At 42.8% G+C, this 26304-nt stretch carries 18 protein-coding genes and 1 riboswitch; of the genes, 17 read left to right on the top strand and 1 reads right to left on the bottom strand.

Annotated features, from left to right (window positions below):
• Positions 1-90 precede the first annotated feature (90 nt).
• From DBR43_RS27025 to DBR43_RS27050, 6 genes are read left to right on the top strand one after another with little or no spacing between them, the layout of a single operon-like run.
• Positions 91-1014, top strand: a complete 924-nt coding sequence (locus tag DBR43_RS27025; protein ID WP_124586458.1) for an ABC transporter ATP-binding protein — start codon at positions 91-93, stop codon at positions 1012-1014.
• A 7-nt stretch (positions 1015-1021) separates the two neighbouring features.
• On the top strand, positions 1022-3292 hold the full coding sequence (locus DBR43_RS27030; RefSeq protein WP_124586459.1) for a Gldg family protein: 2271 nt from the start codon (positions 1022-1024) through the stop codon (positions 3290-3292).
• 2 nt (positions 3293-3294) lie between these two features.
• Positions 3295-5964 carry a MutS-related protein gene (locus tag DBR43_RS33350; RefSeq protein ID WP_233603232.1) on the top strand — a complete coding sequence of 890 codons (2670 nt, stop codon included), beginning with the start codon at positions 3295-3297 and terminating at the stop codon, positions 5962-5964.
• Between the two features lies 1 nt (position 5965).
• A complete protein-coding gene (locus DBR43_RS27040; RefSeq protein ID WP_124586460.1) occupies positions 5966-8743 on the top strand; it encodes a M16 family metallopeptidase in 2778 nt (925 codons plus the stop codon).
• A gap of 11 nt (positions 8744-8754) precedes the next feature.
• Positions 8755-11046 (top strand): Gldg family protein, encoded by a 2292-nt coding sequence (locus tag DBR43_RS27045; RefSeq protein WP_124586461.1) that lies wholly within the window; start codon positions 8755-8757, stop codon positions 11044-11046.
• Between the two features lie 2 nt (positions 11047-11048).
• Positions 11049-11819 carry a sterol desaturase family protein gene (locus tag DBR43_RS27050; RefSeq protein WP_233603233.1) on the top strand — a complete coding sequence of 257 codons (771 nt, stop codon included), beginning with the start codon at positions 11049-11051 and terminating at the stop codon, positions 11817-11819.
• Positions 11820-11932: 113 nt separating this feature from the next.
• Here the strand turns inward: DBR43_RS27050 and DBR43_RS27055 are convergent, their stop codons facing one another.
• Positions 11933-13426, bottom strand: coding sequence for a serine hydrolase domain-containing protein (locus tag DBR43_RS27055; RefSeq protein WP_124586462.1), 1494 nt, complete (start codon positions 13424-13426; stop codon positions 11933-11935).
• 77 nt (positions 13427-13503) lie between these two features.
• On the opposite strand from DBR43_RS27055, the gene DBR43_RS27060 reads away from it, so the two are divergent.
• From DBR43_RS27060 to DBR43_RS27110, 11 genes are all read left to right on the top strand, one after another.
• Positions 13504-14298, top strand: a complete 795-nt coding sequence (locus DBR43_RS27060) for a response regulator transcription factor (RefSeq protein ID WP_124586463.1) — start codon at positions 13504-13506, stop codon at positions 14296-14298.
• A gap of 17 nt (positions 14299-14315) precedes the next feature.
• Positions 14316-14924, top strand: a complete 609-nt coding sequence (locus DBR43_RS27065; protein WP_124586464.1) for a class I SAM-dependent methyltransferase — start codon at positions 14316-14318, stop codon at positions 14922-14924.
• 207 nt (positions 14925-15131) lie between these two features.
• Positions 15132-16190: a serine hydrolase domain-containing protein gene (locus DBR43_RS27070; protein ID WP_124586465.1), complete on the top strand. Its 1059-nt coding sequence runs from the start codon at positions 15132-15134 to the stop codon at positions 16188-16190.
• A gap of 271 nt (positions 16191-16461) precedes the next feature.
• On the top strand, positions 16462-17679 hold the full coding sequence (locus DBR43_RS27075; RefSeq protein WP_124586466.1) for a GAF domain-containing sensor histidine kinase: 1218 nt from the start codon (positions 16462-16464) through the stop codon (positions 17677-17679).
• Positions 17680-18068: 389 nt separating this feature from the next.
• A complete protein-coding gene (locus DBR43_RS27080) occupies positions 18069-18887 on the top strand; it encodes a helix-turn-helix domain-containing protein (RefSeq protein ID WP_233603234.1) in 819 nt (272 codons plus the stop codon).
• A 138-nt stretch (positions 18888-19025) separates the two neighbouring features.
• Positions 19026-20084 (top strand): serine hydrolase domain-containing protein, encoded by a 1059-nt coding sequence (locus DBR43_RS27085; RefSeq protein WP_124586467.1) that lies wholly within the window; start codon positions 19026-19028, stop codon positions 20082-20084.
• 116 nt (positions 20085-20200) lie between these two features.
• A complete protein-coding gene (locus DBR43_RS27090; protein ID WP_124586468.1) occupies positions 20201-20935 on the top strand; it encodes a helix-turn-helix transcriptional regulator in 735 nt (244 codons plus the stop codon).
• Between the two features lie 39 nt (positions 20936-20974).
• A complete protein-coding gene (locus DBR43_RS27095; RefSeq protein ID WP_124586469.1) occupies positions 20975-21382 on the top strand; it encodes a VOC family protein in 408 nt (135 codons plus the stop codon).
• Between the two features lie 184 nt (positions 21383-21566).
• Positions 21567-21773: riboswitch (cobalamin riboswitch) on the top strand.
• A 300-nt stretch (positions 21774-22073) separates the two neighbouring features.
• On the top strand, positions 22074-23555 hold the full coding sequence (locus tag DBR43_RS27100; RefSeq protein ID WP_124586470.1) for a PKD-like domain-containing protein: 1482 nt from the start codon (positions 22074-22076) through the stop codon (positions 23553-23555).
• A gap of 47 nt (positions 23556-23602) precedes the next feature.
• A complete protein-coding gene (locus DBR43_RS27105; RefSeq protein WP_124586471.1) occupies positions 23603-24529 on the top strand; it encodes a DUF4465 domain-containing protein in 927 nt (308 codons plus the stop codon).
• Positions 24530-24602: 73 nt separating this feature from the next.
• A complete protein-coding gene (locus DBR43_RS27110; RefSeq protein ID WP_124586472.1) occupies positions 24603-26126 on the top strand; it encodes a hypothetical protein in 1524 nt (507 codons plus the stop codon).
• The last annotated feature ends 178 nt before the right edge of the window (positions 26127-26304 follow it).

Consider the following 26304-nt stretch of genomic DNA (forward strand, 5'->3'; position numbering starts at 1 on the left):
CACCTGCAGAAATTGCGGGAACAGGAATCCCTTTGCCTGGAGATGACGGTTAAACCAACTTACAACAACTTATCAAATTCAATAAATACTATGGAACCAATCGTTCGTATCAGCGGGCTTTCACACCGTTATAGTACCAGCTGGGCTATCCGTGACATCAATATCGAAATTCCAAAAAGTGGGATTGTAGGCCTCTTAGGCTCGAATGGGGCGGGCAAATCTACTACGATGAATATCCTTTGCGGCGTGCTGACACCCACAGCGGGAAAGGTCATCATCAACGGCATTGACCTGAGTAAAGCGCCGGAACTGGCCAAACAGGAAATCGGCTTTTTGCCACAAACGCCACCTTTATACATGGACCTGACGGTAGATGAATACCTGAGGCATGCGGCGATTTTACGTTCAATAGAAAAGACACAATTGAAATCCGCACTGGATGAAGTAAAGGAACGTTGTGGCCTTACCCACATCAGTAAAAGGCTGATCAAGAATTTATCCGGCGGTTATAAACAAAGGGTCGGCATCGCCCAGGCCATTGTTCATCATCCGAAATTGGTGGTTTTTGATGAGCCTACAAATGGCCTGGATCCCAACCAGATCCTTGAAGTACGCGCGCTGATCAAAGACATTGCCACAGAACGGGCGGTGATTCTCTCTACGCATATCCTGACCGAAGTACAATACCTCTGCAAAGATATCGTCATGATCGAAAGCGGCAGGATCGTATTTGCGGATACCATGGAAGCATTCGACAATTACATCGCTCCACACAGCATGCTGGTGATCCTGGAAAATGCTCCTGCGGCTGAAGACCTTATGGCGATAGAAGGTGTGGTCAGGATAGAATCCCTCACGGAAAAACAATTACGGATCTATTTTAACGGTGACCGCAGTATTTCTGAAACTGTAGTGATGGAAAGTGCAAAGCAGGGCTGGCGCCTGCGCGAACTGAGCATGGAGAAAAACTCCCTGGATGAAACATTTGCCCAATTGTCCAAAATCGCTAACTAAACAGCCCATGAAAAAAATTAGACAGATAGCCAGGCTGGAACTCAGTCTGCTATTTTATTCCCCGATTGCATGGTTGCTGATCCTGGTTTTATTTATGCAGATGGCATTGGCCTTTATGTCCTCCATCGCAGAAATACAGTACCTGCAGGAGTTTATCCCGATTACAGGCATCACGGAAAGATTGTTCACCACCAGGATTGGTAGCGATACCATTCCGGTTGGCATATTTCGGACGATGTTGGGCAGTTTATACCTATATACACCATTAATCACAATGGGGATCATCAGCAGGGAAATGAATACCGGAACCATCAGGCTGCTTTATTCTTCACCGGTAAAACTAAGCCAGATGGTGTATGGGAAGTTTTTGGCAATGATTTGCTATAACCTCGTGATTGTGGCTTTAATGGGGCTTTTTATCCTTGTTGGTGCCTTATTTGTACAGCATTTTGATTACCCCTATGTACTGGTCGCGCTGTTGGCTTCCTTTCTCTTAATGAGTGCTTACTCGGCGATCGGAATCTTCATGTCAAGTTTAACCACTTACCAGGTGATCGCAGCGATTGGCACTTTTGCCGTACTGGCATTCATGAATTATATCGGGAAGTTTGGACAAGGTCTGGATTTCGTCCGCGACCTGACCTTTAGTCTTTCCATGCCAAGTCGCGCAGAACGTATGGTTGAAGGCTTACTGACGAGCAGAGATGTCATTTATTACCTGGTGATCTCTGGTATCTTCCTTGGTTTTACCATTGTCAGGCTTGAACTGGCCAGGGCATCACAGTCTATCGCACAACAGGCGTTAAGGTATGGTCTTGTGTTAACCTCTGGCCTTGCAATAGCTTATGTCAGCTCCCGGCAGCCCATGATTGCTTATTACGATGCAACGGCAAATAAAGCGAATACCATTGTCAAAGCAACTCAGGACATACTGAAACAAATGGGGGATGAGCCTGTCGAAATGACGGAATACATTAATATCATGGACCAGTCATATGAACATGGCGCTCCTGTAAACCGTATTCCTGCCATTGCGCGATGGGAGCCTTACCTGCGCTTTAAATCCAATATCAAATTGAACTGGGTTTATTACAACAGCAGCTTCGACGCTAAAGCTTTTGCAGAAAGGGCAAAAGCACTGGAAGTGGATACCGCAGACTTTTTGACACCGGAAGAAATCCGCAAGCAGGCAGACCTGAGCGGAGAAGATGAGCGTCTGGTGATCCAGTTAAAATACAAAGGGAAGAAGACTTTTTTACGCACTTTTTTCGACGGTGGATTCTGGGCCAAAGAAGCAGAAACTGCAGCGGCATTAAAAAGGCTCCTGGTCACCCCGCCTAAAATTGTTTTTGCTACAGATGGTTATCAGCGAAACGTCGATAAGGTGGGCGATAAAGATTATAAGCAGTTTTTCAATGTCAAACCTTCAAGGGAGTCCCTGATCAATCTGGGATTTGATATCGACAGTGTTTCCATAGAAAATGAAGAGATCCCAAATGGGATTGCCACACTGGTCATAGGAGATCCGAAAGTAGCCTTCAGTTCAACTGCACTGGCAAGGCTTCAAAAATATATTGAAGCGGGTGGAAACCTGTTAATTGCCGGAGAACCAGGTAAACAGATAGTAATGAACCCACTGTTAAACTTACTGGGAATAAACATGTTAAACGGAACGCTTGTTCAGCGTAGCAGAGATTACTCTTATGGAATTGTGACACCAGGATTCACGCAAGCAGCAGTAGACATGAGCCCTTTACTAAAAGTACCTTATGAGGACAAATCTATCGTATCCATGCCCGGAGCTGCTGCATTGAATGCAGCAAACAAAGGCATTTTTGAGGTCCGGCCGGTATTGGTAACCGACGCTAAAAAGAGCTGGATCAAGAGCGGAACCTTTGTGCTGGATTCGGCTGCGCTTGTGTTTGATGCGAAGAATGGCGATCAGCAAGGTGCTTTCCCGGCAACGCTGATGCTGACCCGGAAACTGAACCAAAAAGAACAACGGATTATAGTTTCCGGAGATGCAGACTTTATGAGTAATAAAGAACTGGTCAGAGGCAATATGGCAACGGCAAATAATGTTTTTGCACTCAGTCTTTTTAAGTGGTTTGCCAACGAACAATTCCCCATAGATATGACCAAAATTGAGTCCATTGACAATAAACTGGAACTGAGCGATGCTGGCCTGAGAACTTTAAAGATAGGGTATTATGGGGTCATTCCCGGTGCAATTCTGCTAATGGGCTGGGTCTTGCTGGCCCGAAGAAAACGTAAATAATTATGAGCTTTATAACCGACAAACAAACGATCGATGATCTGAATATCTTCGCCAAATCAGGAAGCGATTCAATCTATCATATTTTTAATAAAACGTATACGCAGGGTGCTGCTGCTTTGCTGGACGAGCTGTTCCGGAATCCGCTTTCGGACGAAGAAGCTATCAATGAACGCGTGGCAATATTGAAGTATTTCAGGGAAAGTAAAATGGAGTTTCCTTTACAGGGAAACCGCTTTGAGGAGGCAGAAAGGTACCTTGCTAATACCGATCCCCGCAGCCGCCTATCCAATCAGGGATTTAGTATGGCTGATTTCAAAGCGGCCACACAAAGCGTCATGGCGCTGATGGAGATTTTGCAGGGACTAAAAGTCTTTATGCAGGACCTTCAGGCCAAAGTAGCAGACAATCCTTACGCCGCAGAGGTAACAAAAGTATTGGCTTTACTAAATTCCAGGGAACTGGAACTCATTTTTGCCGATCATGGGAAAGGTAAAATCTCTTCGGGTAAAATTGTAGAGTACGACAATATCCTGAGGTTCCAGCAGCGGGCCCTGCTCGAAAAAATATTACAGCACATTTATCAACTGGATGTTTATTGTTCCATCGCGAAGGTGGCCGAAGAACGTGGATACCAATTTGCAAGGGCATTGAAACGTGATGCCAACCGTTTGCAACTGGAAGGGGTATACCATCCCTTGTTGCATAAGCCGGTAGCCAATTCCTTAGAGATGACACCGGACAGCAATATTGTGTTCCTGACCGGAGCCAATATGGGTGGTAAATCAACCTTCATGAAGTCCCTGAGTATTGCCATGTACCTGGCGCACCTGGGTTTCCCGATAGCGGCCAGACATCTGGAGTTCTCCGTATGCGATGGCATGTATACGACCATCAATTTACCGGATAACCTGGCCATGGGTGCCAGCCATTTCTATGCGGAAGTACTGAGGGTAAAAAAGGTAGCCGTAGAGCTTGGCGCAGGCAAAAACCTGTTTGTCGTATTTGATGAACTGTTCCGGGGTACCAATGTGAAGGATGCTTATGAAGGCACAATTTCTATCATGGAGGCCTTTGCGGGTAAACCACATTCGCTGTTTGTGATCTCCACCCATATCATGGAGGCGGGTGAAGTATTACAGCAAAGATGCCGCAATATGATTTTCCGCTACCTGCCTACACGTATGGAAAATGGCAAGCCAGTATATACTTATACGCTTACCGAAGGCATTACCGACGACCGCCATGGGATGATCATCATCAATAACGAAGGCGTCCTCGAGCTGATCAGTCATGAAAAACAGGCTAAGAAAATCCAGAATACCTTCACTGCGGATAAACAAACGGTGGAAGATTTAAACCTTCAGGGTAAATTCAAACAGCAATCGATATACAGCTTGTTTAACCACCTGCAAACCCGGGGTGGGGAAAAAGAACTGGAAGGGATGTTTACACGGCCATTGAATACACCGGAACAGATCAATCAAAGAAGTTCAATATTCGCCTTTTTTCAGCAACACAGGGTAACCTTTCCAGTCATCCGCTCACAGGTTGAATCCATGGAAGATTACCTGGCGGGCGGTGCAGGAGCGGCTTTGCCCGCAGTAGCCTGGGGCATCTTTGCGAAGAAGTTCAAACAAGCCCTGTTTCATAATGCGGAATTGCTGCAATTGCAGGCCGGACAATCGGTCACAATTGAGGTATTGCAGGCTTTTCGCGACTTCTTTAAGGAATTGTCAGGGAAAGAGCAGTTATCCGTTTATCAAAAGCAACTGGATACTGCTACAAAGATCATTCAGGACAGCCGACTTGAGCAGATTTTGAATGCTCCGGAAGAACAGCTTTCCCTGATGCAGCTGATCCGCAACGACTATGTGATTCGCCATGCGATGATCAGTGAAATGGAAACGCTGTTGAAACTGATCTACGAACTGGATGTATTTGTTGGCGTAGCAGCAGTAGCGGCCGGAGAGGGCTTTGTATATGCTAAAGCGTTACCTGCAGAACAGATGATACTGGATATGGAAGGATTCCGTCACCCGGGTTTAAAAAGAGGGGTGAGCAATAACCTGCATTTAACCAGGGACCGTAACGTGTTGTTTTTAACGGGAGCCAATATGGCTGGTAAATCCACCTTTATGAAATCCATGGGCATTGCCGTTTACCTGGCACATATGGGTTTTCCGATCGCCGCAAAAAGAATGGAGTTTTCGGTGAAGGATGGCTTATTTTCATCCATCAACGTTTCGGATAACCTGGATATGGGCTACAGCCATTTTTATGCAGAAGTATTGCGTACTAAAACGGTAGCACAGGCGGTTAACGAGTCACTTAACCTATACGTATTGTTTGATGAGCTGTTTAAAGGAACCAATGTCAAAGATGCTTACGACGCGACGCTCGCAGTGACAAAAGCCTTTGCCGAAAACAGGAACAGTTTCTTTGTCATTTCTACCCACATCATCGAAGTAGGGGAAGCCTTAGGTAAAGCATGCCGGAACCTGCAGTTCTCTTTCCTGCCTACCATAATGAAAGATGGCCTGCCAACTTACCCATATACCCTTACAAGTGGAATTACCAGCGACAGACAGGGAATGATCATCATTGAAAATGAAAAGATCGTCGACATCATCAAAGCAAATGATCCATTAACACCTCAACTCATTCACAATTAACATGGTACTTAAATATAAATCTTTAAGATTGCTTTTCCTTGCAGCACTAAGCATTCCACTAGCTTGTAAAACCCAGCTGGATACACAACCACTGCTCCTGGATCCGCAGGTACGTACGGGGAAACTACCGAACGGTTTTACCTATTACATCCGAAAAAATAAGACGCCGGAAAAACGGGTAATGATGTACCTCGCCATCAAAGCAGGCTCGATTCTGGAAACCGATCAGCAGAGAGGGATCGCTCATTTTATAGAGCACATGAGCTTTAACGGAACAAAACACTTTCCAAAAAAGGCCCTGTCTGATTACCTGGAGAAATCCGGTGTACGTTTCGGTGCAGACATCAATGCCACTACACTACCTGATGAAACCATATACCAGCTGCCTTTGCCATCAGATCGTCCGGAGTTGTTGAACAATGGTTTGCAGATGATGCGCGACTGGGCGCAGGATGCCAATATTGAAGCGGAAGATGTGGAGCGGGAGCGCAGGGTGATCCTGGAAGAAAAACGTGTTCGCCAGGGGCTCTCACAACGTTTTCAGGAGCGAAGTATTCCGCTTTATACCAATCAGTCGCGCTATGGTTCCCGTTTACCGATCGGCACAGAAGAAGTACTGCTGAAAGTAACGCCGGAAGAGATCCGTAGCTTCTATAAGGAATGGTACCGTCCAAACCTGCAAGCCATTCTGGTCGTCGGCGACGTTGATGTGGACCAGATGGAGAAAGACATCAAGACCAGATTCTCTGACCTGAAAAACCCGGAGAAGGAAAAAGAACGTACGGTTTATCGCGCAGAATTAACCGGCAAAAATCAGTACATGCAATTTATAGATCCTGAATTGGGTGGCATTTCCTTAGAAATCAGTATGAAGCAAAAAGCAGATACAGTGGTTACAGCGGCAGATTATCGTGCAGGTTTGTTGAAAAATCTCTTCCGGCAAATGTTGGCTGCCAGGTTCAGGCAATTGCCCATTGTGGGCATTGCGCCAATAACAGGTGGGTTAAATTCCTTTTATGTGAACATCACAACAAAACCAGCTGAAACCGAGCCTGCTTTGAAAAGTGTATGGCTTGAACTCCGTAAAATAGAAGAACAGGGTTTTACAGAAGCAGAGCTGGAGCGGGTAAAGAAAAGTCATTTACTCAGGCTGTCTGAATCCCTGAAGGAAAAGGATAAAACCGCTTCAGAAATCCTGATCAAACCTTACTTAGAACATTTCCTGACCGGACAGGCTGTACCGGGTATCGTCAAAGACTATGAATTGACCAATGAGCTGCTTCCGGATATCAGTTTAAAGGAGATGAATGAACAGATGAAAACCTATCTGAAAAAAACGGACAGGGATATCGTCGTGAAATCCTCAGCAGCTAATAAAGCCTTTTTGCCTGCGGAAGCAACGATAATGAGCTGGATTGAAAATGTCTATGCCCAAACGCTTCCTCCTTATGTGGATGATGTCCTGACGCTGCCTTTGCTCAAAAACGAACCAAAAGCCGGAAAGATTACCGCTGTGGAGGCGATAAATCCTGGAGGTTTACAAAAAATGACGCTCAGTAACGGTGTAAAGGTAATCCTGAAGAAAACAGATTTTCAAAACAACCAGGTTCTTTTTAAAGCATTTGCGGAAGGCGGAGCATCTTTATCTTCCGACGCAGATTACCAGAGTGCGGTGAATGCGGCAAGTATCGTTGCTGCCGGCGGTGCCGGAAATTACGATGCGCTGCAGCTGGGTAAATTGCTTGCCGGTAAACAGGCAGAAGTCACGCCCTTCATCATAGATAATTATCAGGGCTTTACTGGCAGTACCACCAGTGAAGACTTGCCTGCTGCACTGGAACTTGTTTATGCCTATTTTACGGAACCACGTAAGAGCGATGAAGCTTATCAGACGCTGATTGACCGAACGAGGGAAGCCTTCGCGAATAAAACGAATGACCCCGCTCAGGTATTTGCAGATTCAGTGGGACTGCTGTTGTCAAATCACCATATCAGAAGAACACCGCAAAGCAGCGCTAAAATTGCATCGATCAACCTGGATAAAGCCTTGAAGATTTACCAGGAACGGTTTGCGGATGCTTCAGGCTTTACCTTTGTTTTTGTCGGAAATATAGACGAAAAAACCATCAAACCTTTGCTGGAAAAATACCTTGGTGCTCTACCGGCTAAGGGAAGGAAGGAACAGGCCCGGGATTTGGGTATTAATATTCCTCCGGGTCGTATGGCCAAAACAGTCTATAGTGGTGCTACGAAAAAGGCAAGTGTAATGCTGGTCTATTCAGGTGATTTCAATTACAATTTCGAAAATACCATCAACATGAATGCCTTTACTGATGCCCTGAACATCAGCATGAACCAGCGGCTTCGCAATGAGGAAGGCGGCACTTATACACCTAATGTACAGATGAGCTTAACCAAGTACCTGAAAAGCAGGTTTAGCTTGACGATCTCTTTTGATTGCGCCCCGCAGAATGTAGAAAAGCTCATTGCTTCGGCACAGGATGAAGTCAATAAAATGAGAGCGAACGGCCCTTCTGCCGAAAACCTGCAGAAATTTAAAGCAGCCCGTAAGGTTGGGTTGCAAACCGGATCAACAAACAATGATTTCTGGTTGAACTACCTCATTGGTCAGGAAATGAATAAAGCGGCCCTGACTCAGTTTTTTGACTACGATGCGGCATTGAATAAAATTACCCTGAAATCTGTTCAGCAAGCTGCAGCTGCTTTTATTCAGGATAAGAATTACATCAGGATGGTCCTGATGCCGGAAAAAAAATAATCATTTTAGATATGAAGAAAATCCTACAAATAGCCAGGCTGGAGCTCAGCCTGCTATTTTATTCCCCGATTGCCTGGCTGCTGATGTTGACACTCTTTGTACAGATGAGTATCGGTTTTACCGAAGCAATACCAGAATTGGCAAAAGGGGGCAACTTCTCTTTTTTAACAAGAGATTTGTTTACCAATCCGAATGCACTGGGTCTGCTGATCAAGATACTGGATAGTTTATACCTGTACATCCCATTGATCACCATGGGAATCATCAGCAGAGAAATCAGTAGCGGCAGTATTAAACTCCTTTATTCTTCACCTGTAAGACTTAGTCAGGTTGTCTATGGAAAGTTTGTAGCAATGCTGGCTTATAACCTGTTCATTATAGGAATTCTGACTTTGTTTGTGCTGGCCGCTGCAGTGTTTGTACCGCACTTTGATTACCCGCATATCCTGGTCGCTTTGTTTGCGATATTTTTGCTGTTAAATGCCTATTCGGCTATCGGGATTTTTGTATCCGGTTTAACCACTTACCAGGCTGTTGCCGCGATCAGTACCTTCGTGCTGCTGGCCTTTATGAACTATATTGGAAAGGTAGGACAGGACCTGGATGTGATCCGGGATTTAACTTATAGCCTTTCTATGCCGAGTCGTGCGGCACGCATGATGGCGGGTTTACTGAATACCCGGGATGTGGTCTATTACCTGGCAATTTCAGGAATTTTCCTTGCTTTTACCATCACAAAGCTGGAGCTGGAAAGGGTATCCAAATCTGTTTTGCAGCAAGTATCCAGATACGCACTGATCCTTGTGCTTGGCCTGACGGTTACTTATGTCAGTTCCCGTCAGCCGATGATCGCCTACTACGATGCGACTGATACCAAAGAGAACACCATTACCGCTACCAGTCAGGAGATCCTGAAAAAGATGGGAGATGAACCGGTTGAAATTACCGCTTACATCAATGCAATGGAAGGATCTTACTGGAGCATGACACCTGCGCTGCGCATTTCAAACATTTCCCGCTGGGAGTCATATTTACGTTTTAAACCCAATATTAACCTGAAATGGGTCTACTATTATGACAGCATTCCCGGGATGACTGCTGCACTTGCCGAGAATCATAAGACCTTTAACGAGGCTTATGTCCAGCTGGCAAAAATGCAAAAACTCAATCTCCGTGATTTTCTGAGGCCGGAACAAATCAGAAAACAGATAGACCTGAACGGGGAAAACGGACGTGCCGTGATGCAGTTAAAGTATAAAGGCAAGACCACTTTTCTGCGTACATTTCCACCACCGGACCAGGGATTCTGGCCTAAGGAAGAAGAAACTGGTGCAGCATTAAAAAGGCTGATTCAGCCCATACCCAAAATCATTTTTGCTACAGATGGCTATCAGCGAAGTATCGATAAGTTGGGCGACAGGGATTATAAAACACTGGTCAATGATAAACTGTCCAGGGCTTCGATGATCAACCAGGGCTTTGATATAGATACGATTGCTTTGGAACATGCAGAAATTCCGGCGAACATTGCAGTTCTGGTGATTGGTGATCCGAAAGTAGCCTATAGTGCAGCCGCAAAAGCCAGACTTCAAAAATATATTGAAGCAGGAGGGAACCTGATGATTGCCGGAGAACCGGGCAAGCAAAGTGTAGTCAATCCCCTGCTGGAATCACTTGGCGTTAAAATGTTGGATGGGACGATTGTTCAGCACAGCAGGGATTTTGCTTATGACCTCGTGACGCCTGTACTTGCCGCTGGATCTGTTGCCATGGACCATAGGTTACAGCCCTTTTTTCAGCAGAGACTGATTTTATCTATGCCAGGTGTTGCCGCTTTAAGCTATGAGGAAGGAGGGGCTTTTGACATTCATCCTTTACTGACAAGCGATCCGCAAACCAGCTGGATCAAACAGGGAAAATTTGCAGTAGATTCTGCTGCTTTGAAAATTAATGAAAAAGCAGGGGACCAGCCAGGTTCTTTTCCTGCAGCATTAATGCTAACCCGACAAATAAAAAGTAAAGAACAGCGAATCATAGTTTCGGGTGACGCAGATTTTTTTAGTAATGCAGAGCTGGCGAGATCAAACATGGGTACGTTGAATCACTACTTCGCCATGAGGATCTTAAGCTGGTTCAGCTATGGCGAATTTCCCGTCGAGGCGATCCGCCCTTTTTCCAAAGACAACAGTACCACGCTCAGCAAGTCGAGTGTAAAAGTGATCCAGGTATTGTACTATGGCATTATTCCGGGAATCATGTTCCTCGCAGGTCTGATGATTTTAATCCGTAGAAAACGTAAATAAATATGAAACCATTCTTCGAAGTCTTTAGCTCCGCATTTTTGCTCACCATAGCCCGTTATTTTATCATTGCAGGTATCTTTTTTTTAGTTTTTTACCTGCTCTTTCCCAAAAGCCTGCTGCGAAATAAAATTCAAAGCAGGCTGGCCGGCAAGGCCGATTTTCTGCGGGAAATGCTGCACTCCTCTATCTCAAGTATCATGTTGGCTATCATGGCAGTCTTTGCCTTGTCTGATGGCTTGAGGCCCTACACCCTAATTTATACCGATCTTCATGAGTATTCACTACTCTGGGTTCCGCTGAGCCTGTTGTTAACCTTAATCGTGCATGACGCTTATTTCTACTGGATGCACCGGATCCTGCACCATAAAAAGTTGTTTAAGATCACGCATCTCGTGCATCACCAGAGTACCAATCCTTCTCCCTGGACTTCCTATTCCTTTCATTTTCTGGAAGCGATAGCAGAAGGAGGAGTAATGGTGCTGCTGGTTCTTGTCATGCCATTACATCCTTTAACGCTGGGATTGTTTGCGCTCTCCTCTTTTGTGATCAATGTATACGGGCATTTGGGATACGAAATTATGCCGAAAAGATTCCGGAACTCGTTCCTGTTCGAGATCATCAATACCTCTACCTTTCATAATTTTCACCACCTGAAATTCAAAGGCAATTACGGTCTCTATTTGCGGGTATGGGATCGGTTGATGAAGACGGAACACCCTGATTACGTGAAAGAATACGACAGGATCCAAAATCAGCGATTTGGCGGCGTATAATCGTTGATTATTGCAAAAACTGTCACGACTTCCATGCCAGGTTCATCAAGATTTCCTGATTATCTGATGGACCCAGGCATGGAAACGCGACAGCGGGGGGTAACATTTGTGGTTTATTTTAATAGCTCTTCCAGCACTTTTTTCCCATTTGCGTTCTTTGGATTAAGTGCCATAGATTTTTGATACATTTTTATGGCATCCTGCTTCTTTCCGAATTTCAGGAGTACCTCTCCATAACTGTCGTACACATTCCAGCTCCCTGGAAAAAGCCGGGTATTTTCTCCAAATGCAATTTCTGCTTCCGCGGCTCTGTTGTTCATCAGAAAGGCATAGCCCATGGAGTTCATTTCGTCTTCATTCAGATAGTAGTTCAAAGTGTCGGTTTTTACCTTTTTCGCAGCCTGGTCAGCGGCTTTCTTTCCATGCGCTGCCAGAGCGATTCCATAGAATTTAGCGCCACTTTTCTTAGGCTTTTCAACTTGTTCTCCATTTAGGATTTTCAAAGCCATATCTGCGAGTGGAACTACATTGTTGGCATTGTTGTCAAAAATGATGATGGTTTGATGTTTGGTCAGATTTCTAAGCAGCATGGTACGCCCCCCGGGAAGGCCGCCATCGTGTTTAACAATTTCTCCCAGGGAAGTATCTTCATTGGTAATCCATCCTAAGGCATAACGCTGGATATTATGTGTGCCGTTACTGAGCTTGACAGGTGTAAAGGCCTCTTTTAGTGTAGCAGGATTAAGTAAACTGCCATTATATAGTGCCTGATCATATTTCAACAAATCATGGGTAGTACTGATCAAATCACCATGACCCTGAAAATTAAACCGGTTCGCGATCTGGAACTCAGATGCAGTATCTACCAGCTGTACTTTATCGGAATAGGCATATTTGAAGCTGTATCTTTTGGAAAGGTTTTTATCTTCTCTTTTGAAAAAGTCGGACAGGGAAGTGTTTGTCATTCCGGCAGGACCAAAAATATTTGCCTGGAGATACGAGCCAAATGAACCGCCTGAAATCTTTTCTACGATCAGGGCAAGAATGTTGTAATTGACATTGTTGTAGGTAAAATCTTCACCGGGTTTAAATACCAGCTGTATTTTTTGGGAAACGGATGCGGGAATGAGGTCTTTATTGGTAAATACCGTATCGGGATTTTTGGGGATCAGTGGAAAAAAAAGCATATCATAGTTCGGCAGGCCCGAAGTATGCGATAACAACTGCCTGATGGTTATTTCAGGATATGGGAACTCAGGCAGGTATTTTGTAACCCGGTCTTCCAGCTGCAGCTTCCCTTGTTGTTTTAATTGTAAGATCGCTGTAGAAGTAATGGTTTTGGTAATGGAAGCAATCGGTAAGGAGGTTTGAACCGTATTGTTTTTCTTATTGGAGACATCGGCGTAACCAAAAGATTTTTCGTAAACCACATTTCCATTTTCTGCGACCAGGACATTCCCGCTAAATTGCCCGTTCTGCGATAAGGTGGAAAAGAACTGGTCTAAATTGCCTTGTCTGCGTTGTGCATCGACATTTTTTACACCAATAGACAACAGGAAGAACAGGCAGATTTTTTGTTTTATTAAGCTATTTTTAATTAATTCCATAAATGTAAATTGGCATATTCCGGATTCGAAATCTTACCTTGTCCCTTCCAAATTTACAGAATGATAATGCAACCCAAATGGCTATAAATAACCATCAAAATACGCCGCAGATACGTGAATTGCTTGATATAAAACTGTTTTCTCAGCCTTTTTCTGATTTTTCCCAATCTGAGCTGCAGCTTGAGGATTGCAAGTCGATTGCCAGGCTTTATGCAAAACTTGAAAATACCATCAGTGTACTTAGTGATATGGAGGCCCGAAAAAGCTATATCTATCCTGGTGGACTTGCCCTGCAGCTTGGTTTTGCACCCAGTCAGACGGAGATTAATTCCATCTGGGAAGATGAATTGCTGGGCCGGGTGCATCCGGAAGACCTTCAAAAGAAGTACCGTCTCGAATTTAATTTCTTTAAATTGATCAAGTCTGTGGAGTTGAATGAGCGCCTTAATTACAGCCTGATTACCAGACTGAGGATAAGGAACAACGAAAACAAATACCAGTTGGTCAGACATCGTTTGCTGTACCTGAGCAGTACCGAACAGGGAAATGTCTGGCTGGCCCTTTGCCTGTACAATATGGTATATGATCATCCTGGATTTGATGTCCCCGATGGAGTTATCATCAACACCAGCACAGGGGAAATTATAGATAGCGAGCAGGGACGGTTCGAAGAGATCCTGTCGGCAAGGGAAGGACAAATCCTTCAGCTCATCAACCTCGGACAGAGAAGTAAAGAAATCGCCGATAAACTGTCCTTAAGTATTCATACGGTAAACAGACACCGACAGAATATTTTTCTGAAGCTGAATGTCAGCAACGCAATGGAAGCCTGCCGGGTTGCGAAGGCTACAGGCTTATTACATCACCCATAGTTGAACATACATACGTTATGAATGAATCACTCCGCCAGCAGTTTGGCAATATAGATATCTATTTATTTGATCAGTTGTTAAAAGGAACATATGATGACTGTCAGTCTGTATTGGATGCAGGATGTGGACAGGGTAGGAATGTTGCCTACTTTTTGCAGTCCGGATACCAGGTGTATGGTGTTGACTCGTCTGTAGACAACATCACGGCAATCAAACAGCTGGCAGCATCTTTTTCTTCCAGCTCCCCACAGGAAAATTTCAGCGTTGCTCTGGTGGAAAATCTGCCATTTGACGATGAAAAGTTTGATCTCGTGATCAGTAGTGCAGTACTCCATTTTGCCGATAATGCCGGGCATTTCGGGGAGATGCTCAACTCTATGTGGCGGGTAATCCGTCCTGGAGGTTATCTGTTCTGTCGTCTGGCGTCGGATATTGGCATTGAGAACCTGGTAAGATCAATTGGAAACGGAAGGTATCTTCTGCCAGACGGATCTGAACGTTTCCTGGTCAATCAGGAAATGTTGCTCAGCATGACCAGCGAGCTGGGGGCGAGCCTGCATGAGCCAATCAAAACTACCAATGTTCAGAATCTGCGGTCAATGACCACCTGGTGCCTGCAAAAATAAGAGAACTTTTTCCTGTATTGATAAACACCGGAGTCGCATCTTAAACGTTTGAATTACAATATTTTGTAACTACTCGTACCAGTGACTTTAAATACTCGTACTCATTTTTTTAAACAAAAGGGTTCGAGTATTTTTACTCGGTCGCGCAGCATTGATGTCTTCCACATATTTGTATCGAAATAACTATCAACATAAAAATTCGATATCATGAAAACTTCATTTAAATTTCTCGCAGCACTATTATTAATTAGCAACGTTTCTTTTGGACAAGATATCAGTAACAAGATTGATTCAATAATAAAGGATCAGCGTCAAAAAAATCCTAACGTAGGAATCAGCGTTGGTTTCATCAAAAATAATGAAGAACACTATATCGCATATGGTAAGTTGAATGCAGAAAGTCAAACTGCTATCGATAAAAATTCCGTATTCGAAATTGCATCGATCACCAAAGTGCTGACCTCAAATTTAATTGCCCAGGCTGTTCTTGATCATAAAATAAAAACAGATGATTACATCGATAACTTCCTTCCTAAAGCGTATGTATTACATGAAAATCTTAAAAACAAAATAAAGATTTCAGATCTCGCCTCTCATCAGTCTGGTTTGCCTGATCTGGATTTTGCAAAGTTGCTTGCAGCGGATCCTAAACAACCTATGAGCAGTGTAACTCAGGAAACACTGACTGCGATGGTCAACAATTGCACTGAGCTTAAGGATTATGGAAAATATCGTTATTCTACGATTGGATTTGTTTTGCTTGGACAGATACTGGAAAAAGTGTACGGCAAGAGTTACGATGAAATTATCAGAGCCAAAATAATAACGCCATTACGTATGAAAAATACGCTGACAAAAGATTTCAATGTAAAAAACAGGACAACTAGCCATGGCCGAAACGGCGATGTTCTGGAATTCATGAACTGGCATATTACTGCCCCTGCCGGATTGGTGAAATCTAGTGCTGCCGACATGGTTATGTATCTGAAAGCGGTCCTAAACAAAGATGTTGCAATTGGTAAAGCGTCGATGATTACGGAAAAGATCTACTATAAATATGAAAATAGAGAATTGGGATTAGGAATCAACATAATAACAGATGATCAGAAGACAAGTTATATCAAATCAGGAGATACTATGGGACAATGTTCGATGATCGCTTACAATAGAGCTAAAAATTGGGGTCTGATCATATTAATAGACAATAACAACTCCAAAATGAGAAATACCATCTTGAATGAAATCTTAGAGCTGGCCTCGAAATAAATCTCTCCCAAATCCGGTCCAACTCAAGCCGAATGCGCCAAGCGCCTCTTTACAAAAAGTAGAGAGGCGCTTGGCGCATTTGGTTGCTGGCTTATTCCGTGGTGTCTTTTTCACCCGGAATGTAAAACTTATGCTGAGCCGCAACGCTTATGCGGAGTCTACAGAAACCGGTCAATGACCACCTGGCTTTTTACTTTTTTTTCTTAAAATTCCAGCTCTAAAACTTGCTTAATATGGCGAAGTATACATAATATTGTAGCAAGTAAAAGAAATGATGTTAAAAGAAGCTTTCCCGGTACCAAAAAATGAGATGCAAAGGTTATTGAACCTATCTGAGCTTGACTTAGATTATTCTGAACTGTTTGATGAGTTTAAAGACCTGGCCATGCTGGCGGCCAAAGTTGCCGGAACGGATATTTCGCTGATCAACCTCATTGATTCTTATACTACATGGACCATTTCCGGTCATGGACTGGAAGTAAAACAGACGCCAAGAGAAGAGTCCATGTGTCAGTATACCATTATGGGCCAGCCACAATTTGAAGTTTCAGACCTGTTATTGGATCAGCGATTTGCACATAAGGATTTTACCAGGGCACCTTTATCGCTCCGGTATTATTTGGGCGTACCAATTACAGGATCGGAAGGTCATCAAATTGGCTCCCTGTGTGTTGTAGATACGGCGCCTAAAAACCTAAGCCCTGAGAAAATTGAAATGCTGAAAATTATAGCAGATCAGGTCATCAACCGCATTCATACTTACCAGGCCATAAGGGAACTGGAAGGCCAGGTGAAAAATGCCAACGAAACAAAAAGCAAAGTGGCACATGACATCCGCGGACCACTTGCCGGAATCATTGGTTTGTCCAATATCATCGTACAACAGGGAAATGGCAACAACCTCAGTGAAGTGCTGGAATTTATCCAGCTGATCCATAAAAGCAGTAAATCATTGCTGGAGCTGGCCGATGAAATTCTCACTGAAGAACAGCAAAGCAAAAAACTTGCAGAAAATGAAGTAAATCTAAGTCTGTTTAAATACAAATTGGAGGATCTTTATGGCGGTCAGGCTAAAAATAAAGGCATCGCCCTGAAGATCCAACTTAAAGAGGGCAATAACTTATTGCCTTTCCCCAAAAACAAGTTACTGCAGATCACCGGCAATTTGATTTCCAATGCAATCAAGTTTACTCCCGAAAGTGGGACGGTAAAAGTTGACCTGAGTTTAATTGAGCAGGAGCAGCAACACCTGCTTGATTTGATGATTTCAGACAGCGGCGCAGGGATCAGCCAGGAGGCACTCAAACACCTGGAAGAGGGCAGTAATTTAAGTACCAACGGGACCTCCGGAGAAAAAGGATATGGATTCGGACTAGAGTTGGTGAAGCACCTGGTACAAGGTTTAGGCGGCACTATGGAAATTTACAACCAGACAGGATCAGGAGCATGTTTTAACGTGAAAATACCTTTTCAAAAATCTTCAGTTTAAATTGACCTGATAAGTAATAATTGCAAAAATTAGCTAAATTCGCCGCAATCACGCCAATGGATCAAATCAATTTAATACCTGCAATTGCGGTTGTAACAATTTTCATTTCATTATTCCTTTCATTCTTTTTGCTTACCGTAAAGACAGAATATAAATTAAGTAATCGTCTTTTTGCCTTTTTTCTGATTTTAACTGTAATTGATATCAGTGTAAATCTGGGCCATTTCACTGAAGTCTCTTTGAATGTAAGGGTTTTTATCAGCTCAATTTTTTTCTTACAACTGCCAACTTTTTATTTGTACGTTTTATCCGTCTGCTATACAGATTTTAAGCTGAGACCAATACACTTAGTTCATACGGTTACTTTCTTAACAGCAAACCTGATCTTATTGCCTCGCTTTTATATGGTCAACCTGGCCGCTAAAATCAGTTTTCTTGAAAAAAGCAGTACCAGACTGGAAATACAGATCAATCATGTACTCATAAATATTCAAGTTGTATTTTACCTCATTGCCGCTTTTATGATCTTAAGAAAAGCAAAGAAAATATATCTTGAAAATTATGCAGGAGCAAGCATTCAATCCCTGAATTGGTTATTTCAGTTTACGATGGCACTCTCCGTCTTTTTTTCTGTTGCGCTGCTAAAGAACATCTTTAAATTTACAGAATACCCTGGTATCTCCGGCTGGCTGAAAATTCTACTGTTGTTATTTTCACCGGTCATCACCTTCTGGTATTTATATAAAGCATTAAATAATCCAGGTTTATTTAGGAATGTCGATTCTAAATTAAAGCTGGTAAAGCAGATCATCTACGAAGAAAAAATCTCTGAAGATTTAGCGGCAACTGAGGAAGAATACAATGAAGAGCTCTTGATATTAAAGAAGTATATGATTGAAGAAAAGCCCTTCCTTAATCCTTCCTTAACAATTCAGGACATCTCCAATGGTGTTAAAATTCCCGTTCGGGATTTATCTGTTTTGATTAATCACAAGTTAGATCAGCACTTTTATGATTTCATCAATACCTATCGGATAGAACATGCCATGGATCTCTTAAAAGACCTTACAAAAAGTAAGGTGACAATTTTAGAAATCCTATATGAAGTAGGTTTTAATTCAAAATCTTCTTTCAATGCAGCTTTCAAAAAACATACTGGAAAAACACCAACTTCCTATCGCAATGATCTGTGTAGTAGTACATTGTAACTATTCGCACTAGTAGCTTTAAATACTCGTACTCATTTTTTCAAACAAAAGGGTGCGAGTATTTTTACTCGGTCGCACAGCATTGATGTCTTCCGCATATTTGTATCGAAATAATTATCAACATAAAAATTCGATACCATGAAAACTTCATTTAAATTTCTCGCAGCACTATTATTAATCAGCAACGTTTCTTTTGGACAGGACATCACCAACAAGATTGATTCAATAATAAAGGATCATCACCAAAAAAATCCTAACGTGGGGATCAGCGTTGGGTTTATCAAAAATAATGAAGAACACTATATCGCATATGGTAAGTTGAATGCAGAAAGTCAAACTGCTATCGATAAAAATTCCGTATTCGAAATTGCATCGATCACTAAAATTCTGACAGCAAATTTAATTGCCCAGGCGGTTCTTGATCATAAAATAAAAACAGATGATTACATCGACAACTTCCTTCCAAAAGTGTATGTGTTACATGAAAACCTTAAAAACAAGATAAAGATTTCAGATCTGGGATCTCATCAATCTGGTTTACCTGATCTGGATTTTGCAAAGTTGCTGGCAGTGGATCCGGAACAACCTATGAGCAGCGTAAATCAGGAAACACTGACTGCGATGGTCAACAATTGTACTGAGCTAAAAGATTATGGAAAATATCGTTATTCTACGATTGGAATTGTTTTGCTTGGACAGATATTGGAAAACGTATACGGCAAGAGCTACGATGAAATTATCAGAGGCAAAATAATCACGCCATTACGTATGAAAAATACGCTGACAAAAGATTTTAATGTAAAAAACAGGACAACTGGCCATACTCCAAATGGCAATGTTCAGGAATTCATGAAATGGCACATGACAGCTCCCGCCGGATTGGTGAAATCCAGTGCATCAGATATGGTTAAGTATTTAAAAGCGGTCTTAAACAAAGACCTCACAATAGGTCAAGCTGCTTTAATTACAGAGAAAATCTACTATAAATTTGAAAATAGGGAATTGGGATTAGGGATAAACATCATGACAGATGATCAGAATACAGATTATATCAAATCCGGAGATACTATGGGACAATCTTCAATGATCGGTTACAATAGAGCTAAAAACTGGGGTGTGATCATACTGCTGGATCATCAGAACTCCAAATTGAGAAATGGCATCTTGAAAGGAATCTCTGAGCTGGCCTCGAAATAAATACAGCTTCCGGACAGGATCCAACTCAGGCCAATGCACAAAGCGCCTCTTTACCATACGTAAAGAGGCGCTTTGTGTGCATTTGATGCATATATTTGTAACCGGAGAGTTAAGCAATGAGCAATAATACAGATATGAAAAGGCTTACCCGCCTCAGTGCCATTTTACTGCAGCTGCAGACCAAAAGGATCGTAAATTCAACCGATTTGGCAGAAAAATTTGGGCTGAGTGTCCGTACCATCTACCGCGACATACGGGCATTGGAACAGATTGGCATTCCGATAGCCAGTCTTGAAGGAAAAGGCTATTCATTGGCTGAAGGCTATAAAATTCCCCCAATCATGTTTACCGAGCAAGAGGCCAACGCCCTGATCATGGCCGGACAGCTGGTTAGTCTGAACAAAGACAGTTCATTGATCAGTTTCTATAAAGAAGCCCTGGATAAAGTGAAAGCTGTGCTCAGCTACACTGCAAAGGATAAAATTGAACTGCTTTCCAAACGTGTTGCAGTGAGTCCTGCAAGCCTTAAACAATCCACCAGCAACTCATTGTCCTCCATCCAAAATGCACTCACTAGTTTTGCCGTACTCCGCATTGCCTATCAGGCAGAAGGTAAAAATGAAAGCATAGAAAGGTTTATCGAGCCTTTTGCCTTTTATTACAGTATGGAACAGCATTGGACCCTGATTGCCTTTTGCAGGCTTAGAAACGATTTCAGAATGTTCCGGTTAGACCGGATCAAAACGGTTTATCCAACCGATCTCAAGTTTCCGGCGCATCAGCTTAACCTTCAGGATTACCTGCAAGAGAAAGAAAAAAAATTTATAAGCCCTGACAAACAGTTGTCATAACGGGCCAATACCTTCGTTGCACAATTAAATGAATAAGCAATGAATTTAATATCCATTCGGATCATTACCTCCAGGATAGAGGAAATGGTCAATTTTTATGAACAGGCAATAGGAGGGACGGCCATCAGGTATACCCCTGATTTTGCAGAGGTAAAGACCAAAACAGCAACCCTGGCTATTGGAAGCACACGGACTTTGCAGTTTTTTGGCGGCGATAGTGTAGCTCAGCCAGCCCAAAACCGTAGCGTCATCATAGAATTTCTGGTTGATGACCTGCAGCAGCGATTCGAAGAATTAGAAGGTTTATTTAAGGATCAGATCGTGCAGGAACCAACACTGATGCCATGGGGAAATAATTCTTTATTGTTAAGAGACCCGGACGGCAACCTTGTGAATCTCTTTACACCTGTTACTCCCGAAGCCATCGCAAAGTTTGGTGATCGCTAAATTGTGGATTTATATTTTCTTAAATAACATCAGCTTAGGCGTCCAAAGTTAAACAGTAAAAGCCTTACATAAATGTGAGGCTTTTGCGGTCCTGGAGTGCTTTCTTACGCTTAAAAGCCTTTAGTTCTATTCGCAATAACTGTGCTTATTACTATAAGGCCTTCTTCATATCAATAACTTTTTGTACTATTGCGCCGTAATTGGTTCTTAACATAAAATTTCACAATGTTAAGATTAATAGGGAATCAGGTGAAAATCCTGAACAGACCCGCTACTGTAAGTTCTATCACAACAATTTGACATCTGGTTGCCACTGTTTTTTTGAATGAAAATGGGAAGGCCGTCAAATTGGGAACAAGTCAGGAGACCTGCCAAATACATATAATTTTTAAAGCCTTCGAGGATGAGGTTTTGAATACAAACAGGACCGAAGTTATCTTACTTCGCGGGCCCCTCGTGGTCCTGCCTTTTTGTTTTCTCCTGTCATCCGACAAGCCATTTGAAGCAAAAATTGATGTACATCTCAAACGCATTAAAAACGTTACTGATCACGTTTTTCTCATTTATTCTCCCACGTTATACGGGGCAGCAACAGCGGCCTTCAGCCGTGCTTCTATCGATAAAATCCAGATTCCTTATTGACCCAATCATAAAGATTTAAATTAAAATTCAGACAACCCAAAACCCAAACATGAAAAACTTGAAAGATATCATTTTTCTAAAGCTACTGGTCATCGTTTTACTCTTTGCTTCCTCCTGCAAGAAGGAATTACAGGTTAAACCAACCATTTCCGGAGTCAGCGAAGATGCGACCATTCTAAATATCGGCGACAAATTAACCCTGGCACCCAATATCACCAACACCAGGGGCAACAGCTATGTCTGGTTGGTAAATGGCAAGGAAACAGCCTCCGGTCAGCCAAATTATACTTTTCAGGCCACCGAGGCGGGAACTTTTGACATTACGCTCAAAGTCAGCAACAAAGGCGGTACGGAGCAGCAATCTTTCAAATTAATTGTAGAAAGGCCGATTGTGATCTCACTGGCCGATCAGCTGAATGTTTCCATGTGCAACGTACTGGAGATTACACCTGCAGTTACCGGCCCGGACCGTAAAGATTACGAATACGAATGGTCTATCGGAGACTCGGTTATCGGTAAGAAATTAAACCTGAGCTTTATTTCTCCTGAGTCCGGAACCTATGAGCTTACCCTTCGTGCAACTGCCGGAAAACAAACAGTAACCTATAAACGCAAGATCGCAGTAAAGGCAGAACAGTATGTGAAAAATGCTTACACGGTACTGGAATACGCTCCTGCACCGGGCAAAAACCACAACTGGTCAATTATAGGTTCTGCAGATAACTGGAAGTATGGAGACGAATACCCGCTGGCTTACAATGACTTCCTGGCAAAGGCAACCGGCATCAGGAAAGTTAATGCCAACGCTGCGCTTTTTTTGGGTAGCTGGGGTGGATCTGCCACTTTTAAATTTGACCATACAGTTGCCAATGTTGCAGGTAAAACCGATCTGGAGCTGAATGCTTTTTGCTCCATCCGCGACCAGCCAGCTGTTTACGTAGCTTATGACCGCAATAAAAACGGAATGCCGGACGAAGACGAATGGTATGAGCTGAAAAACGATGATTACGGGCAGGATGATATCCCTGAATATGAAATGATTTTTACCTACAATAAAACGGAAACGGATGCCAGAAGGATATATAGCTATTTCAATTGGAAAGATAACCAACCCAGCCTCGCCAAAGGAGAGGTGGTAACCAACAAAACCTTCACAAGTTCCATGACTGCTGCAGGAGCATTCTCGAGCAGGGGTTTCTTTCCGGGACTAAATGTAGCCGATAACACTACAAAACAGGCAGTCATCATGGATGGATGGAAAACTTCTTTCTCCCGCAAGGGAAAACGTGTCACCAGAAACCTTACCGGTGCTGCTCCGTTCTTCCAGAAACTGAATATTGATATCGATCTGGCGGTGAACAAAAAAGGAGAGCGCATTCAATTGCCGGGAATCGATTTTGTAAAAGTGCAGAAAGTAGTCTATCCTTTTCAACAGGATCTGAGTACAGGTAATGTGATGACAGATTACAATATGGAAGAAGGGCGCATGTTACAGGTAGGGTCTATATTGGACAAACACCTCAAAAATTAAAAAGCCGGGCAATACCAATACATAACCCAAATCAAAAATTAAAACGTATGAAAAAATCCCTTTTTACTAAAACATTATTAGCAGCAACCATCTCAATTGGTGTATTGGCTTCATGTACCAAGCAGAATGACCTAATACCTGAAGCAGTTCCACAGTCTAAAAGCATGAGTGCCCGGCAAAATAGCCTGGCAACAAGCTATACCATTACTTTTGAAGGTATCGGCAGCAGCTATATGGCTAACAATACCTCTTATGGAGACAATGCTTACTCTTCCTGGACAGGGACTCAAATTGCACCTTATGTACATTCTCCAAGCAATTTAAAGTTTGCAATCAAAGGTGCCGGAAGCGGATCTCCGGTTGATTACTGGAACGGTGGTTTTGTGGTGTCCGACTGGAATAATAAATCAAATACGCCAGGAAAAACAGGCGACTGGTGGTATTCTTATCTTAATCAGTGCAGTGTTTATTCTGGTACCGATGGCGCTAAAAATGGTGGCTACGGTGGCAGCAGTAATTTTGCCGTTATGTTTGGCTACGTGGATTCCTACAATTCATCTTATGCAACACGTCCTAAAATTGATTTTACATCAGGTAGCGGAGTGGTTGAGGGGATGTATGTATGTCTTTCCTCGTATACCTATGGGGTAATCCAAAATGGCAATACATTCGGTTCAGGAGTGGCAACACCACTAAAAGATATCGCCGGAGGAACGGGATATTTGAAATTACTGGCTTATGGATTTGACAGCAATGGTGCTACAAATAACGGTGACCCGGTTGAAATTGATCTTGCAAGATACAATAACCACTTGCCTGTTGCAGGCCCTTTAACTTCATGGACTTATTTTGACCTGTCAGACCTGGGTAACGTTACCCGTATCGAGTTCAATATTGAAGGTAACGATTCAGGCAGTTACGGCTTGAATACACCAGCCTATGTATGTATAGACAACGTTAAGGTAACCTTGTAACCCTTTAAATAATGCCCGGCTTTTTTATAATACAGCTATAAATTAACGATAGCACAAATCATAAATTGATAAAATGAATAAATCTTACAAATTTCTAATCTACCTGAGCACCATGACAATATTATTCATCGCTGGTTGTAAAAAAGAAAAGGAAACAGTAGCACCTGCACCCGGAATCTCCGGACTTGATGCAGAATATTACGTCGTGGTCAAAGAGAGCTTACTGCTTAAACCTGCAATTGAAAACAAGGCAGATTCTTTGGTTTGGTATATTAACGGCAAAAGAGCCGCGAATGCGATAGAATTCAATTTTCAGGCACCTGCAGAACCGGGTACTTATAACCTGGTAGTCATGGCTTACAATTCCGGTAATATTTTCCAAAAAGTGGTAAAAATTACTACCGGCCGTTACCTAAACTTCCAGACCACAACCAATACGATCCTTTCACTGGAGGCATCAAAGAAATTTGCAGGCAGGAATGATTTGAAATGGGAAGTATTGTCACCGTCATCTGAGCTCTACCGACTGGCTGCGACAAATACAACCTCAGCGATGTTTGCAACGGTGGATAGGGGAATTTATAAGCTAAAGGTATCTTCCGGTGAGCTCTCCGATACCTTACTGGTCACTGTGCGGCAACCTGAACGCCTTGCTTCAGCTTATATCGCTAAAGTATTTGATTACCTGCCGGCACCTGGACAGTTTGTAAACGAACTGCCAAAATACGTTTCCGGTGATACCCATGAAACGATGGTCGGCAAAGCAGGAAAAGAGCTTGTGGGCGAAAATGCCACCACCATCACCCTGGGAAGCTGGGGCGGTTATGTAGTTTTAGGTTTTGATCATACCATCGTGAATGTAGCGGGAAGGCGTGATTTTCGGATTCATGGAAATGCCTTTGGCGCTGCAGCAAATCCCCGCCCGAACGCACCTTTTGGTGGAAGTTCCGAGCCAGGGATTGTAATGGTAGCGTATGATAAAAATAAAAATGGTAAACCTGATGAAGATGAGTGGTATGAAATAAAGGGGAGTGGTAATTTCTCTGCCGAAAAGGAGCCATGGTATAGTATCGCTGTTGGCAAGAGCAATGATGTGCGTACCTTTCGCAGCTATGAAATGACCTATGACCGTCCGGAAACCGAAAGTGCCGTTGGTACACCTCAAAATAACATCAGCATCCCTAACTATATCCGCTGGGCAGACAACCAGGGGCAACAGGGCTATAAAGTAAAAAATACATTTCATGCTCAGAGTTATTACCCTGCATGGGTGAAAGACAATAAGCTCACTTACAAAGGTATTCGTCTGGCGAGGAATGGCATAGAAGAAAGTGGACAAGGCAGTTATTACGTACAGTATGGGTTTAGCTATGGATATGTAGATAACTATCCTAATGTGCACGACAATTCCGGAATTGATATTGAATGGGCCATTGATAAAAATGGAAATAAAGTAATACTTCCAGGCATTGACTTTGTAAAGGTTTACACCGGAGTAGATCAGGAAAACGGATGGTTAGGAGAAGCATCTACCGAAATCGGACGTGGAGAAGATTTACATTTGCTGGGAACAAAGATTGAAACCGTAAAACCATAAGAAGCATCACTGATCACTAGAAATAAAAGACGCACCTAAAATGCGTCTTTTTTTATTTCAATAATAAATAAACAAATGCCTGGTTTCTTAGAATGTGAAGTGTATTTGTGAATAGATAAAAAAAATGTTGTAATAGTGGTATTAAAATTGCTATGAAGAATATACACACAAATTTAAA

Origin of the sequence: Pedobacter sp. KBW06 (genome assembly GCF_003852525.1) — a bacterium.
Taxonomy (GTDB): domain Bacteria; phylum Bacteroidota; class Bacteroidia; order Sphingobacteriales; family Sphingobacteriaceae; genus Pedobacter.